Origin of the sequence: Marimonas lutisalis (assembly GCF_005434965.1) — a bacterium.
In the GTDB taxonomy this organism is placed as follows: Bacteria; Pseudomonadota; Alphaproteobacteria; order Rhodobacterales; family Rhodobacteraceae; genus Marimonas_A; species Marimonas_A lutisalis.
In genome coordinates this window covers 1,043,464-1,057,519 of record NZ_SKCI01000001.1, presented here as the reverse complement: position 1 = coordinate 1,057,519, position 14,056 = coordinate 1,043,464, and the positions used below count along the sequence as shown (strand labels likewise).

At 63.6% G+C, this 14,056-nt stretch carries 16 protein-coding genes; 4 read left to right on the top strand and 12 right to left on the bottom strand.

All coding sequences use genetic code 11. The annotated features are described in order from the left end of the window. Positions 1 to 4 precede the first annotated feature (4 nt). Positions 5 to 466: an Lrp/AsnC family transcriptional regulator gene (locus tag E0501_RS05075; protein WP_137700244.1), complete on the bottom strand. Its 462-nt coding sequence runs from the start codon at positions 464 to 466 to the stop codon at positions 5 to 7. Between the two features lie 143 nt (positions 467 to 609). On the opposite strand from E0501_RS05075, the gene E0501_RS21110 reads away from it, so the two are divergent. Together E0501_RS21110 and E0501_RS05065 are read left to right on the top strand one after the other, a co-directional pair. Next, positions 610 to 864 carry a DUF2849 domain-containing protein gene (locus tag E0501_RS21110; protein WP_161594557.1) on the top strand — a complete coding sequence of 85 codons (255 nt, stop codon included), beginning with the start codon at positions 610 to 612 and terminating at the stop codon, positions 862 to 864. A gap of 172 nt (positions 865 to 1,036) precedes the next feature. Then, positions 1,037 to 1,885 carry a ferredoxin--NADP reductase gene (locus tag E0501_RS05065; RefSeq protein WP_193555885.1) on the top strand — a complete coding sequence of 283 codons (849 nt, stop codon included), beginning with the start codon at positions 1,037 to 1,039 and terminating at the stop codon, positions 1,883 to 1,885. Between the two features lie 37 nt (positions 1,886 to 1,922). On the opposite strand, the gene E0501_RS05060 is transcribed toward E0501_RS05065, so the two are convergent. Further along, the gene (locus E0501_RS05060; RefSeq protein ID WP_137700241.1) at positions 1,923 to 2,132 is read right to left on the bottom strand and encodes a hypothetical protein; all 210 of its coding nucleotides are present in this window, start codon (positions 2,130 to 2,132) and stop codon (positions 1,923 to 1,925) included. Between the two features lie 169 nt (positions 2,133 to 2,301). Beyond that, positions 2,302 to 3,087 (bottom strand): translation initiation factor 3, encoded by a 786-nt coding sequence (locus E0501_RS05055; protein ID WP_137700240.1) that lies wholly within the window; start codon positions 3,085 to 3,087, stop codon positions 2,302 to 2,304. 173 nt (positions 3,088 to 3,260) lie between these two features. Between E0501_RS05055 and infC the strand changes: the two genes are divergently transcribed. Both infC and E0501_RS05045 read left to right on the top strand, forming a co-directional pair. Continuing rightward, entirely contained in the window at positions 3,261 to 3,839 is a 579-nt protein-coding gene (gene infC, locus E0501_RS05050) for a translation initiation factor IF-3 (protein WP_456237890.1), read from the top strand. A 69-nt stretch (positions 3,840 to 3,908) separates the two neighbouring features. Then, positions 3,909 to 4,502: an SAM-dependent methyltransferase gene (locus E0501_RS05045; RefSeq protein WP_137700238.1), complete on the top strand. Its 594-nt coding sequence runs from the start codon at positions 3,909 to 3,911 to the stop codon at positions 4,500 to 4,502. A 49-nt stretch (positions 4,503 to 4,551) separates the two neighbouring features. Here E0501_RS05045 and E0501_RS05040 read toward each other — a convergent pair whose 3' ends face one another. The 9 genes from E0501_RS05040 to E0501_RS05000 form a co-directional block, all read right to left on the bottom strand. Then, a complete protein-coding gene (locus E0501_RS05040) occupies positions 4,552 to 5,343 on the bottom strand; it encodes an FAD binding domain-containing protein (RefSeq protein WP_137700237.1) in 792 nt (263 codons plus the stop codon). Between the two features lie 13 nt (positions 5,344 to 5,356). Beyond that, on the bottom strand, positions 5,357 to 7,720 hold the full coding sequence (locus tag E0501_RS05035; RefSeq protein WP_137700236.1) for a xanthine dehydrogenase family protein molybdopterin-binding subunit: 2,364 nt from the start codon (positions 7,718 to 7,720) through the stop codon (positions 5,357 to 5,359). A gap of 44 nt (positions 7,721 to 7,764) precedes the next feature. Further along, the gene (locus E0501_RS05030; protein WP_137700235.1) at positions 7,765 to 8,250 is read right to left on the bottom strand and encodes a (2Fe-2S)-binding protein; all 486 of its coding nucleotides are present in this window, start codon (positions 8,248 to 8,250) and stop codon (positions 7,765 to 7,767) included. A gap of 103 nt (positions 8,251 to 8,353) precedes the next feature. After that, the gene (locus E0501_RS05025) at positions 8,354 to 9,355 is read right to left on the bottom strand and encodes a molybdopterin-binding protein (protein WP_137700234.1); all 1,002 of its coding nucleotides are present in this window, start codon (positions 9,353 to 9,355) and stop codon (positions 8,354 to 8,356) included. Continuing rightward, entirely contained in the window at positions 9,352 to 10,314 is a 963-nt protein-coding gene (locus E0501_RS05020; RefSeq protein ID WP_137700233.1) for an XdhC family protein, read from the bottom strand. The genes E0501_RS05025 and E0501_RS05020 overlap by 4 nt, the downstream gene beginning before the upstream one ends. A gap of 98 nt (positions 10,315 to 10,412) precedes the next feature. Next, positions 10,413 to 11,003: a YeeE/YedE thiosulfate transporter family protein gene (locus E0501_RS05015; protein WP_137700232.1), complete on the bottom strand. Its 591-nt coding sequence runs from the start codon at positions 11,001 to 11,003 to the stop codon at positions 10,413 to 10,415. A gap of 3 nt (positions 11,004 to 11,006) precedes the next feature. Continuing rightward, a complete protein-coding gene (locus E0501_RS05010) occupies positions 11,007 to 11,558 on the bottom strand; it encodes a YeeE/YedE thiosulfate transporter family protein (RefSeq protein WP_137700231.1) in 552 nt (183 codons plus the stop codon). A gap of 116 nt (positions 11,559 to 11,674) precedes the next feature. Then, on the bottom strand, positions 11,675 to 12,937 hold the full coding sequence (locus E0501_RS05005; protein ID WP_137700230.1) for a vWA domain-containing protein: 1,263 nt from the start codon (positions 12,935 to 12,937) through the stop codon (positions 11,675 to 11,677). 62 nt (positions 12,938 to 12,999) lie between these two features. Beyond that, a complete protein-coding gene (locus tag E0501_RS05000; RefSeq protein WP_137700229.1) occupies positions 13,000 to 13,908 on the bottom strand; it encodes an AAA family ATPase in 909 nt (302 codons plus the stop codon). Positions 13,909 to 14,056 lie beyond the last annotated feature (148 nt).

The window sequence follows — 14,056 nt, the reverse complement described above, 5'->3', positions numbered from 1 at the left end:
CACCTCACAACGGCAGCGCCACGGTCGCCTTGATCTCTTCCATCGACAAAAGCGCGGTGACGTTATGCACCTTCACCTCGGAAATCAGCGCCTGGTAAAACACGTCATAGGCGCGCGCGTTCTTCACCCGCACCTTCAGGATATAGTCGATATCGCCCGCCAGCCGGTGCGCCTCCTGCACCTCGGGCCGGTCCTGCAAGGCCTTCAGGAACTTCGCCTGCCATTCCGCCTCGTGCTCGCTGGTGCGGATCAGGACAAAGAAACAGGCCTCGAATCCCAGCGACTCGGCGTCCAGCAGAACCGTCTGCTGCCGGATCACCTGCGCCTCGCGCATCTTCTTTACCCGATTCCAAACCGGCGTCTTGGATGAGCCCACCTTGCGGGCAATCTCGTCCAGCGACTGCCCCGCATCGCGCTGCAGCTCGACAAGGATTTTCCTGTCCAGATCGTCCAACCGGACCGCCATTCCCATTCTCCCCGTCATTTCCGAACAAAGCCGCCGCTCCCATTCGCGGCAGAAACATATGTTCTTATTTCTTCGCACATCTAGCCTTCATATGGAACAATTTCCTAAATTGCAGGAAAGCGAAACGCAACAGGAGACCTCCGATGTCGCAACAGCCCCAGTTCCACGTCGTCTCGGCCATCTCGCAGGCCACGCGCGAAACCGTCTATCTCACCGGCTGCGATGAGTGGAGCGCCGAAATCCTCCAGGCCGAGTTCATCGACGACGCAGAACATGCCGATTTCCGGCTTTTCGTGGCCAGCCGGCAAACCCGCCTTGTCAGCGCCCCGGCGCTGACCCCGGTCCAGATCACCGATCACGGCCCCGTGCCGCTGAGCAACCATATCGCGGCCGAGTAAAACCATCCCCTACTCGGGCCACGACGCCCCTGCGCGGCCGCCGACGCCGGGCGGGGGCTTTATCGGCAACGGATTTGCGCCAGATCAAAGACGCACCCCAAATATACCTTCAAAAACCCGGTCGACCTGATATGCAGGGGCAACCCGTTTGCCCACCAACAATAAGACCGAGTTGATCCCCGTGACCGAGACCAAAGCCGCCAAGGCGCCCAAAGCCCCCGCCCTGCCCGACGCCCAGACCGTGACCTTCGTCAAGCACTGGACTGATCGGCTCTTCTCTTTCCGCGTCACGCGGCCCGCCTCGCTGCGCTTCCGCTCGGGCGAATTCGTTATGATCGGCCTGATGGACGACCCCGATCCCAACACCGGCAAACAGAAGCCGCTCCTGCGCGCCTATTCCATCGCCTCGCCCTCCTGGGATGAAGAACTGGAATTCTACTCGATCAAGGTGCAAGACGGCCCGCTCACCTCGCGGCTTCAGCATATCCAGCCGGGCGATGAAATCATCCTGCGCCCCAAACCCGTGGGCACGCTGGTGCATGACGCACTCCTGCCCGGCCACCGGGTGTGGTTCTTCGCCACCGGCACCGGCATCGCCCCCTTCGCCTCGCTCCTGCGTGATCCGCAAACCTACGAAGACTATGACGAGGTCATCCTCACCCATACCTGCCGCGAAGTGGGCGAACTGCAATATGGCAAGGAACTGATCGAAAATATCCGCACCGACGAGATGCTGGCCGAACTGATGGGTGAAGGCTTCCACGAGAAGCTGAAATACTATCCCACCACCACCCGCGAAGAGAGCCCCAAGATGGGCCGGATCACCGATCTTCTGCGCTCGGGCGAAGTCTATACCGATCTCGGCGTCGAACCGATCAAACCCGAAACCGACCGCGCGATGATCTGTGGCAACCTTGCCTTCAACCTCGAACTGAAAGAGATGCTCGAGGAGATGGGTCTCGAGGAAGGCGCCAATTCGGACCCCAAGCAGTACGTGGTCGAAAAGGCGTTTCTGGACTAAGGCAGGCGCGCGCAACCTGCCCCCGGCTCAGGCCTGACTAGTCGATCCGGCGCATGTCGAACCAGCGCCGCTTTCTGCCGTCCTCTTTGCGCTGATGCCACGGCATGCCGCCATCGTGGTCCCGCCAGTTCGTATAGAACGTGGCCCATACACCATAGGCCAGCACCGCCCACAGCACCCATGCGCCCGGCGAACCCGACAGAATGAACTCGACCAATTTCCCCCAACCCTTGTCGCTTTCCTGCATCCGGCTTTTCCTCTCCCGGCTCGGTGATGCATGTCTGCACAGCATTGGGGCGATCATAAGACGGATCGCCCAGCCGCATCTTTCCCCGTAAGCCCGGCCAGCGAAGGCGCTAAAGAAAAAGCCCCGCCCGGGCGGACCGGACGGGGCTCGTCTCTCGGTGTGCCGCGCCTCAGAGTTTCAGGTAACCCTTGATCTGTTCGATCAGGTTCGGAATGCGTGACGGATCCTCGACCGCCTTGTCGATCCCGGCCTTGATGATCGTCTTGATCGGTGCCGAAATCTTGTCGGACTGGTCGATGAATTCCTTCACCTTTTCCGCGTCGAACGCATCCGGTGTCAGGTATTTCTCGATCCCCTCCGGCTCTACCGCATCTGTTGCCGCTGCCGCATCGCCGGCCGCTTCCGTCGCAGTTTCTTCTGCGGTTTCCGCCACTTGCGCAGCCTCATCGGCAACGGGCTCCGCGGCTTCGGTCACCGTGTCAGCCACCGATTCTGCTGCATCACTGGCTGCTTCCGTCGCTGCCGTTGCGGCTTCGCTGGCGGCCTCTGCTGCATCTCCTGCAGTCTCGGTCGCAGCCGTTGCCGCATCGCTCGCCGCTTCGGTCGCAGCCGTTGCCGCTTCGCTCGCCGCCTCGGTCGTTGCGGTTGCCGCCTCGCCGGCCGCCTCGGTCGCTGCGGTTGCCGCTTCGCTAACCGCGTTCGCGGCCTGCTCGGCAGTTTCCGAAACGTTTTCAGCAGCTTCGCCGGCAGCTTCGGTCGCCGCTGCCGCCGTCTCGCCAACCGCCTCGGTGGCGGCGCTGGCCGCTTCGCTGGCGGCCTCGGTGGCGGTGCTGGCGGTCTCGGTCGCGGTTTCCGTCACCGACTCGACGGTCTCCTCAACGCTTTGGCCGCTATAGACGAAATAGCCTACGGCCAGCACGATCACGATCAGCACGACCCACAGAAAATTCTTCATGGTCCTGGTCCTCTTCACTCATTTGCCTCGCATTTTTGCACAGGCGTTACGCGTTTCGCAGATGCGTGATGCACGCGCAAGCCGCAAGGGGAATTCCCACCCAAACCGGCCCTTTCCGGCCGAATTTTGCCGCTTGAAACGCCGCGCGGGCAAGTTTACCTTGCACAACCAAAATCCGTGAAAACAATCGAAGGAACAAAACCATAGCCCGCAGACCTCACAACGCGCCGCCCACGCGCGATACTGGCCCCCGCGTCAACGACAAGATTCGCGCCCCCGAAATTCGACTCATCGGCGCAGATGGCGAAAACGTCGGGGTGGTCACCCCCGAACGGGGCATCGAATTGGCCGAAGAGGCCGGTCTCGACCTGGTCGAGATTTCGCCGAATGCCAACCCGCCGGTCTGCAAGATCATGGACTACGGCAAGTTCAAATATGAACAGCAGAAGCGCGAATCCGAGGCGCGGAAGAAGCAGAAGACCATCGAGATCAAAGAGGTCAAGTTCCGCCCCAACACCGACACGCACGACTATGACGTCAAGATGCGCAACGTGGTGAAATTCCTTGAAAAAGGCGACAAGGTGAAGGTCACCCTGCGGTTTCGTGGGCGTGAGATGGCGCACCAGAACCTCGGCCGCGAGCTGCTCGAACGCGTGGCCGAAGACGTCAAGGAACTGGGCAAGATCGAGAACATGCCCAAGATGGAAGGCCGGCAGATGATCATGATGATCGCGCCGCTGCCGCAGAAGTAACCGGCAGTCAGACATGTGAGACGCCCCGTGCCCGCGCGGGGCGTTTTGTTTTGGAAAGGGTTTTCGAAAATGTGGGAAGAACGCTTCTCGACCCCCGACTATGTCTTCGGCAAAGAGCCCGCGCAATTCCTGCGCGATCATGAAACTTATCTCGCGCCGGGGCTTTCGGCGCTCTCGGTGGCTGATGGCGAGGGGCGCAATTCGGTTTTCATGGCGCAAAAGGGCCTCGCGGTCACCGCGCTCGAGTTCGCGCCCTCGGCGATCAGGAAAGCCCGCGCTTTGGCCGCCGAACGCGATGTGAGCGTCGATTTTCGCCAGTTCGACGTTCTGGCCCAGGATTTCGAAGGCGAATACGACATCGTTGCCGGCATCTTCATCCAGTTCGTCGGCCCGGTCGAACGCGGCAAACTCTTTCGCCAGATGCAACGGGTCACCAAACCCGGCGGCATTGTCCTTCTGCATGGTTACACGCCCGAGCAGATCCAGCACGGCACCGGCGGGCCGCCCGACGTGCGCAACATGTACACCTGCAAGACCCTGCGCGAAAGCTTTCCGGGCTGGGAGGTGCTCGAATGCCGTGAATACGAGCGCGAGGTTCAGGAAGGTCGCGGCCATTCCGGCATGTCGGCGCTGATCGACTTCATCGCGCGCAAACCCGCCTGAACGAAAACGCGGGCCCGAAGGCCCGCGCTCATCCCGTTATTTCAATGGCTTAGCTGGCCGCTGCCACCGCGCGCCGCGCGATAACGCCCACCAGGTGGGCGCGGTAGTCTGCGCTGCCATGCAGGTCGGAAATCATGCCATCGGCGGGCGGCGCCATGCCGTCCAGCGCCTCGGGCGCGAAGTTCGACGACAGCGCCGCTTCGGCCTCGCTCCAGCGGAACACGCCGCTTTCGCTCGCCCCCGTCACCGCGACACGCACGCCATCGGCGTATTTCGCCACGAACACGCCCACCAGCGCAAAGCGCGAAGCCGGTTGCTCGAACTTCTGGTAACTGGCCTTCTCCGGCACCGGGAAGCGCACCTCGGTGACGATCTCGCCTTCGTCGAGAGCGGTCTCAAAGAGCCCCTGGAAGTAGTCGTCGGCCGCGATTTCACGCTTGTTGGTGACTACCGTCGCACCACTGGCCAGCACCGCCGACGGATAGCAGGCCGCCGGGTCGTTGTTGGCAATGCTGCCGCCGATGGTGCCACGGTTGCGCACCGCCGGATCGCCGATATTGCCGGCCAGCGCCGCCAGTGCCGGGTAATCCGCCTTGGCCTCGCTGGCCACGGTGGCATGGGTGGTCCCGCCCCCCACGCACAGCGCACCGTCATCGGCTTTGCAGACGCCCTTGATCTCGGCGATGCCGCTCAGGCTCACCAGTTTCGACGGCATCGCCAGGCGCTGCTTCAGCGTCGGGATCAGGGTCTGCCCCCCACCCAGCGCCTGCGCGTCTTCCTCGCCCAGCGCCTTGGCCGCATCGGCAACCGTGGAGGGCCGTTCAAATTCGAATGCATACATTTCTCAGTCCTCCTTATGCGTTGTTCATCGCCGCCCAGACGCGCGCGGGCGATACCGGCATGTCGATATGGTCCACCTTGTGACCGCCCGACTGCAGCGCATCAACCACCGCGTTGACGACAGCCGGCGGCGATCCGATGGCCCCGGCCTCGCCACAGCCCTTCACGCCCAGCGGGTTATGCGTGCAGGGCGTCTGGCTGGAATGATCCACCGCGTAGAACGGCACATCATCGGCGCGCGGCATCGCGTAATCCATGAAGGATGCGCTCAGAAGCTGACCGGTTTCGTCATAGACGCAGTTTTCCAGCAGCGCCTGGCCGATCCCCTGGCCAATCCCGCCATGCACCTGGCCGTCGACGATCATCGGGTTGATGATATTACCGAAATCATCGGCCGCGGCAAAGCTCATGATCTCCACCTTGCCGGTGTCGGGGTCGACCTCAACCTCGCAGGCATAGGCGCCCGCCGGGTAGGTGAAATTCGACGGGTCGTAAAACGCCGTTTCCTCCAGCCCCGGCTCGATATCTTCCAGCGGATAATTATGCGGCACGTAAGCAGCCAGCGTGACATCGCCCCAAGCCACCGACTTGTCGGTGCCCGCAACGCTGAACTGGCCGTCCTTCAGCTCCACATCCGCCTCCGAGGCTTCCATCAGATGGGCCGCGATCTTCTTGGCCTTGGCAATAATCTTTTCCGTTGCACGGTAAATAGCCGAACCGCCCACCGAGAGAGAGCGCGAGCCATAAGTCCCCATGCCCATCGGAATCTTGGACGTGTCGCCATGGACCAGTTCGATCATCGACGGATCGATGCCCAACATGTCTGCAACGACTTGCGGAAAAGACGTCTCGTGCCCCTGACCATGGCTGTGCGAGCCGGTCATCACCACCAAGCCACCAGTGGCATTTACCCGCACTGTCGCGCTTTCGTAGAAGCCAGCGCGGCCGCCCAGTTGTCCGACCAGATGCGAGGGTGCAAGCCCACAGGCTTCGATGTAACAGTTGATCCCGAACCCGCGCAGTTTGCCGCGGGCCTCGCTGTCCTTGCGGCGCTTCTCGAAACCGGCGATATCGGCGATCTTTTCGAGTACATCCATGGTGCCGTGGTAATTGCCGGTATCGTACTGAACCGCAACCGGAGTGGTATACGGAAATTCGGTAACGAAATTCTGCCGCCGGAGCGCGATCGGATCAGCACCCAGTTCGCGCGCCGCCTTGTCGATCAGGCGTTCAAGCTGATAGGTGGCCTCTGGCCGCCCCGCACCGCGATAGGCATCCACCGGCACCGTGTTGGTGAAAACCGCACGGACATTCACCTGAACCGCTGGCGTCCGGTAACATCCAGCCATAAGCGTGCCATGAAGATAGGTCGGCACGGCTGGCGCAACCGTCATCAGGTAGGCCCCCATATTCGCCAACGTGTCGGTTCGCAGCCCGATGAAATTGTTTTCGGCGTCCAGAGCCAGTTCGATCTTGGTGACGTGATCGCGCCCTTGCGCATCCGAAATAAATGCTTCCGACCGGCTCGATGTCCATTTGACAGGTCGGTGCAAGGCTTTCGCTGCGAACGTGCAGAAAGCCTCCTCAGCATAGTGGAAGATCTTTGTGCCGAAACCGCCACCAACATCCGGGGCCACGACGCGCAGCTTATGCTCGGGGATACCCAGAACGAACGCACCCATCAGAAGCCGGATCATATGCGGGTTCTGCGAAGTGGTGTAGAGAGTGCTTTCATCGCTGTGCGACGCATAATCGCCGATTGCGACGCGTGGCTCCATTGGATTGGCGACAAGCCGCTGATTCACAAGTTCCAATGTCGTAACATGGGCCGCTTTCGAAAAGGCCCCTTCGATCGCCGCGTCGTCTGACCCGAAAACCCAGTCGTAGCAAAGGTTGTTTTTGAGGTCGTCATGCACTTTGGTCGCGTCCGGCTCCAGTGCCTTTTTCATGTCGACCACGGCGGGCAGGTCTTCTATCTCTACCACAATGGCTTCGGCTGCGTTGCGGGCCTGTTCCAAGCTCTCTGCAACGACGGCCGCGATACGATCCCCGATATGGCGCACCTTGCCTTGCGCCAGAACGGGCTGCGGCGGCTCCTGCATGGGCTCGCCATGACGGTCGGTCACCTGCCAGCCACAGGGAATGCCACCGACGCCTTCGAAATCCTCGCCAGTGAAAATGCGGATCACGCCTGGCATCGCCGCGGCGGCGCCGGTGTCGACCTTTTTCAGCTTGCCATGCGCCACATCCGAACGCAGAAAGGCCACATAGGCCTGACCGCGCATGTTGATATCGTCAGTATAGTTACCGGCTCCTGTCAGGAACCGCACGTCTTCGCGCCGCGGTGTCGCTGCGCCGATGCCTCCATCTGCTGGCATTTGATTTCCTCCCTTTGGGTGGCGGGTTCGGTCCCGCCTACACGTCATTCGGCGGCAATTGCGCCCACGTCCTGGCCGGATGCGGCCATGATCGCCTTGACGATGTTGTGATAGCCGGTACAGCGGCACAGGTTCCCGCTCAGGTACTTGCGCACCTCCGCCTCGCTCGGCTTCGGATTCTCCTTCAAGAGCGCCGCCGCCGACATCACCATGCCCGGCGTGCAGAAGCCGCATTGCAGCCCGTGATGCTCCTGGAACGCGGCCTGGATGGCGTTCAGCGTCCCATCGGCGGCCGCCTGGCCCTCGATCGTGGCCACGTCGGCGCCCTCGGCTTCCAGCGCGAACATGGTGCAGGATTTCACCGCATCGCCGTTCACATGCACCACGCAGGCGCCGCACTGGCTGGTATCGCAACCGACATGTGTGCCGGTCATACCCAGGGTCTCTCTCAGAAAAGTACTCAGCAGCGTGCGTCCTTCCACTTCGCCGGACGCAGGCTTGCCGTTCACGGTCATGCTGACCTGTGGCATCGGCTCCTCCCTATTTAGATTTTGTTTCTTCTGGAGCGAGTTAAGCACGGCTCACCCGCGTTGAGAACCCGGTTTTTTTCCCGCCCCGCGGTTTTTCGCGGCGTCACGTTTCGCGCGATTTGCCCGACCTCGGCATCGGCCGCGTGGGGATTTCCTTGAGCAATCCGCCCACCCCCATCGCCGCGATATCCTTGTTACCGACCTCTACACCGCAGACCACCCGGCTCAGCACCCAGTCGGCACCATTAAGCGCGGGCGAACGCGCGCAGCCCGGCAGCCCGATCACCGGCCGCTTGTTCAGCCGGCCCAGGAACAGCAGGTTGCCCGGGTCCACCGGCATGCCGAAGCGCTTGATCTTGCCGCCCGCGCGCCGCACCGCTTCCGGGCCCACATCTGCCGGGTCGGACGTGGCCGATCCGGTCAGGATCAGCGTCAACGCGTCCTGCACCTGCCCCAGCGCATCAGCCAGCGCGCCGGTCTCGTGCGGCACGTGCTGCACATGGGCCAGCTCCACGCCCAGCGCGTTCAGCCGCGCCTCGATCGCGTCACGGCCCTTCTCCCCCGGGCCACCCTCGATCTCGGTGACGATCAGGCTTGCACTGTCGATGACCGGCCGCGCCAGCCGCAGCGCCCCGCGTCCATGCGCCACCGCCTTGCCCACATCCGCCCCCGGCACGCCGTAGGAAATGATCTTGACCGTGGCCACCATGCCGCCCTCGGCCATCTGCTGGTAGGGCGGCACCGTGGCCACCGTGATCATCGGGTTCACCCGGTTCAGGTCGCGCAGCCGGTCCTCGTCCAGAACCACGACGCCCGGCCCTTCGGCCATCACGTTCACCCGGCCGGTAAAGGCCCGCGTCAGGCGCAACCCCGCGCCATTTCCGGCAATCAGCGCCTTGGCCACGGTCAGCGCTGCCTGATCCTCGTGCAGGTCATCGGCATCCAGCTGCGCCACGATCACCTGCTTGTGCCCCGCCTTTCTCAGCGCCGAGATGTGATTTTCCTCTAGCACCTGCCCCTTGCGCAGCCGCTTCTTTCCCAGCGACACGGAATGCGCCAGGATCGCGCCCTCGGCAGCGTTTATGGCAACCGGTCCGAACTTCATCCCGTCCTCAGCACCTTGATGGTCTCTGCCAGGATCGACACGGCGATCTCGGCCGGGCTCGCCGCGCCGATGTCCAGGCCCACCGGCCCGTGGATCTTGGCGATCTCATCAGCCGAAAACCCGGCCTCCTCCAGCCGCGCCACCCGCTTCGCATGCGTCCGGGTCGAGCCCAGCGCGCCAACGTAGAACACCTCAGAACGCAGCGCCGCCATCAGCGCCGGATCATCCAGTTTCGGATCATGTGTCAAGAGCACCAGCGCCGTGCGCGCATCCAGCCCCAGCGCCCGCACGCCCTCGTCGGGCCAGTCGTCCAGGATGGTCTCGCCCGGAAACCGCTCGGCCGACCCAAAAGCCGGGCGCGGCTCAACCAGCAGCGGGTCGAATCCGGCCAGACGCGCCATCGGCACCAGCGCCTGCGCGATATGCACCGCGCCGACGATAATCATCCTCAGCGGCGGATTGTGGATGGTGACGAATGTGCCATCCGCCTCAAAGCCCGAACGATCCATGCGGAACCGGTCCTCGAACCCCGCGCGCACCAGCCGTCTCGGTCCGCCGTCCGGCGCCGAGACCACCGCCACCTTCTCACGCGCGGCGCGCGCCGCCACGAGGTGTTCCAGAACCTCCAGCGGCAGGACCGGGCCCACCGGCTCGACCATCACCCGGATCGTGCCGCCGCAGGCCAGCCCCACGGCAAAGGCATCGCCGTCGCTGACGCCGTATTCCAGCATCCTGGGCTGGCCGTCCTCCAGCGCCTCGATCGCCTCGACCACCACCGCGCCTTCCACGCAACCGCCCGACACCGACCCCTCGATCGCGCCCTCGTCAGAAATCACCAGCTGGCTGCCCACGCGGCGCGGCGCGCTGCCCCAGGTTTCCACCACCGTGGCCAGCGCGACCTTGCGGCCGGCCTTCACCCAGTCGAGCGCGATTTCAGGGATATTGTCGAAGCGGTCCATCTCTCTCTCCCCCCGTGTCCGGGCCCCCGGCGCAGCAAACAAAAGAAAACGGCCACCCGCAAGGGGCAGCCGCTCTCAAATCGGTTATCCGGCAAAATTCACTCGGCCGGGGCAATCGCCTCGCCGCGCCCGGCCAGCCGCTCGGGCAAGAGAAATGCGATGACTATGAACGCCGCACCGAGCAGGATACCCAGGATGTCGCCCTGCGCCGCCCAGATGCCGTCGAATTTCGATCCCGGCACCGTGCCCAGCGTCACCTTGCCGCCGGCGATATTGTCCAGCATGCCGCTGGCTTTCCACGCCGGATAGGTCACCATGTAGGCCGCGGCGCCCAGGAGCCCCCCGGCGATGAAGAACCATGCGTCCTTGCGCCCGCTGGCTGCGGCGCACACACCCGTGCCCGGGCAATAGCCCGCCATGGCCCAGCCGGTGCCCAGCAGCAGACCGCCGATGAAGACGCCCAAATAGGCGGCCTTCACGCTCATGTGGCCCACATCCACAAGGCCCAGCATCTGGCCCGCGAACATCAATACCGATCCCGTGCCAATGGCCAGAAGGATGGTCTTCATCAGGTGCAGGTTGGTCAGGGTCAGCATCTTGCCGATCCAGTTGGGGTTGGTCGCCCCGATCCGGTCAAGCACGGCGCCAAAGGCCGCGCCGATAACGATGGCTAAAATAATCGACGACATGGTTCAGCCCTCCTTGCGATACATCATCATGGCCACGGGGATCGCCGCGGCGAACGCGCCGGCGGCAAAGATGTAGCCCGACAGCGAAGTCTGCATCATGCCGCTCATCATGTGACCCGAGGTGCAGCCGCCGGCCAGGCGCGCGCCGTAGAGCACGATGAACCCGCCCAGAAAGGCCACCGCATAGCGTTTCATCGGCGTATCGCCGTAATTTGCGTACCAGATCGCGGGCAGCTTGCGCTCGTCCCGGGGCGCGCCGCCGCGCGCCAATGCCGACAGGAAGGCGCCCGCCATCATTGCCAGCACGAAGACGAACGAATAGTTCAGCGGATTGGCGACTGACTTGGCATATTTGCCGCCCGACTTCGCCAGGTAGGCATTGGTCGAGGTGTAACCCTCCTCGGTTTTCGTCACCAGTTCCGCGTTCACGGTATCCCCGATGAGCCCGTTCAGGATGACGAACTGCGTCGACACCCCGATCGGCTTCACCAGAAGCACCGCCAGAAAGAAAACGAAGCCCAGCAACAGGCCCCCTGCTCTCCAGTTCAATGTCATCTGACTTTCCTCTTACTTCACATTCCGATTTTATTATATTTTGTTTCCGGAATACATGTAAACCGCAGAACATGCGCGGGAGTGTCACTTTTTTGATGTCGGTGTTCCGCGCTGGTCTAGCCCTCGGCAAGCATTGCCATCAGCCGCGCTTTCTCGCCCGCGTCATCCGTGCGCGAGATCGCCCCGGCCAGTTCCTCCAGCGTGGCGATAGAATGGCCGGCACGGAAACTGTCGACATGCGGCAGCATCGCGCGGATGCCCGCGGCTTTCGGCGCGAACCCGTCCCAGCGCAACAGCGGGTTGAGCCAGATCAGCCGCCGCGCGCTGAGGTGCAGCCGCTCGATCTCCTTTTCCAGCAGGTCGGCATCGTCGCGGTCCAGCCCGTCGGTGATCAGGAGCACGACCGCGCCCTGCCCCATCACCCTCCGGCTCCAGTCGCGGTTGAACGCGTGCAGGCATTCGCCGATGCGCGTGCCGCCTTCCCAGTCCTGCGCCTCGGCGCCCGCAGCGGCCAGCGCCTGATCCACGTCGCGCGTCGCCAGGTGGCGGGTGATGTTGGTGAGCCGCGTGCCGAAGGTGAAGGCATGCACGCGGGCCCAGCCTGCGCCCTTGTGATTGGCGACCGCGTGCAGGAAATGCAGCACCATGCGGCTGTACTGGCTCATCGAGCCGGAAATGTCGCACAGCACCACCAGGTTGGGCCACCTGGGTCGCGGCGCCTTCATCTGCAACTTGCGCAGCTCGCCCCCTTGCCGCATCGCCGCCCGCAGCGTGCGCCGCCAGTCGAGCTGCCGCCCCTGGATCGACGCCATTCCGCGCCGCGTGGGGATCGGCTTCACCGGCAGCGTCAGCCGCGCCAGCATCCGCTTGGCCTCGGCGATCTCCTCGGTGCTCATCTGCTCGAAATCCAGCGTGCGCAGACGTTCCTCGCGCGACATGGTCATCGAGGCGTCGATGTCGATCTGCACCTCCTCGTCGCCGCCCTCGGGCCGCTCCGGCGCCTCCTGCTCGACGCCGTCCAGCAGTGCCTCGGCCGCGCGCTTTTCACCCGCCTCGGCCTTGCGTTCCTCCTGTACGCCGCGAATGGCGGGCAGCATCATCGCCATCATGTGCTCCATGTAGCGCGGATCGCGCCAGTAGAGCCGGAACACCTGGGCAAAGACGCGCCGATGCTCGGGGCGGTTGACGAAACAGGCGTGCAGCACCCAATAGAAATCGCTCTTGTCGGTAAAACCCGCCGCCTCGACCGCGCGGATCGCGTCGATCACCCGGCCCGGTCCGATCGGCAGGCCGGCTTTGCGCAGGGCCCGGGCGAAATGGGTGATGTTATGGGTTAGCCTGGGATTGTCCGGAAGCTCGAGTGGCGGAAGTTCGGCCATGCGTCACCCTGCGTGGGGGCGCTGCCCCCACACCCCCGGAGTATTTGAGGCAAGATGAAGCATCAGGCCGGTTCGAGCGAAGATTTCACCTCGTCGAGGATGCGCTTGGCCTCGGAGCCCTGCAGCTTCTGGATGTCGTCCTGGTATTTCAGGATCGCGCCCAGCGTATCGGCGATCACCTCGGGGCTCAGGTCGAGCACGTCGAGCGCCAGCAGGCATTTCGCCCAGTCGATGGTCTCGGCCACACCCGGCTTCTTGAAGAGGTCTTCAGTCCTGAGTTTCTGGACAAAGGCCACCACCTGGCGGCTAAGCGCCTCGGCGGCCTCGGGCGCGCGGGCGTGCAGGATCTCGATCTCGCGCTCGAAGCCCGGGTAATCGACCCAGTGATAGAGGCAGCGGCGCTTGAGCGCGTCATGCACCTCGCGCGTGCGGTTCGACGTGATGATCACGATCGGCGGTTCGGGTGCGCGGATCGTGCCCAGTTCGGGGATCGTCACCTGGAAATCCGACAGCGCCTCCAGCAGGAAGGCCTCGAACGGCTCGTCGGTGCGGTCGAGCTCGTCGATGAGCAGCACCGGCGCGCCGCCCACCTGCGGACGCATCGCCTGCAGGAGCGGCCGTTCGATCAGGTAATCCTCGGTGAAAAGCTCGGTCTTGAGCATATCGGCATCGGCCCCGCCCGCAGCCTCGGCGGCGCGGATGGCGATCATCTGCTCGGCAAAATTCCATTCATAGACGGCCGAGGCCGCATCGAGTCCCTCGTAGCATTGCAGGCGGATCAGCCGCCGGCCCAGCCCGCTGGCGATGGCCTTGGCGATCTCGGTCTTGCCGACGCCGGCCTCGCCCTCAAGGAACAGTGGCCGGCCCAGTTTCATCGCCAGGAACGCGACCGTGGCCAGCGACCGGCCGCAGACGTAATCCTGCCCGGCCAGCATCGCCTGCACGTCGTCGATGGACTTCATCTCGCTCATGCCTGTTCTCCCTTGCGCCCAGAACTGCACGACGCGCCCGCGAGGTCAAGCGCGCAACCTGTCGCGAAAATGCGTCACCCGCCGGCCCGGAGCGGCGCTGCATTGACGCATCCGCCCGCATCTGCGATTCTGATTGTTAAAGAAAACG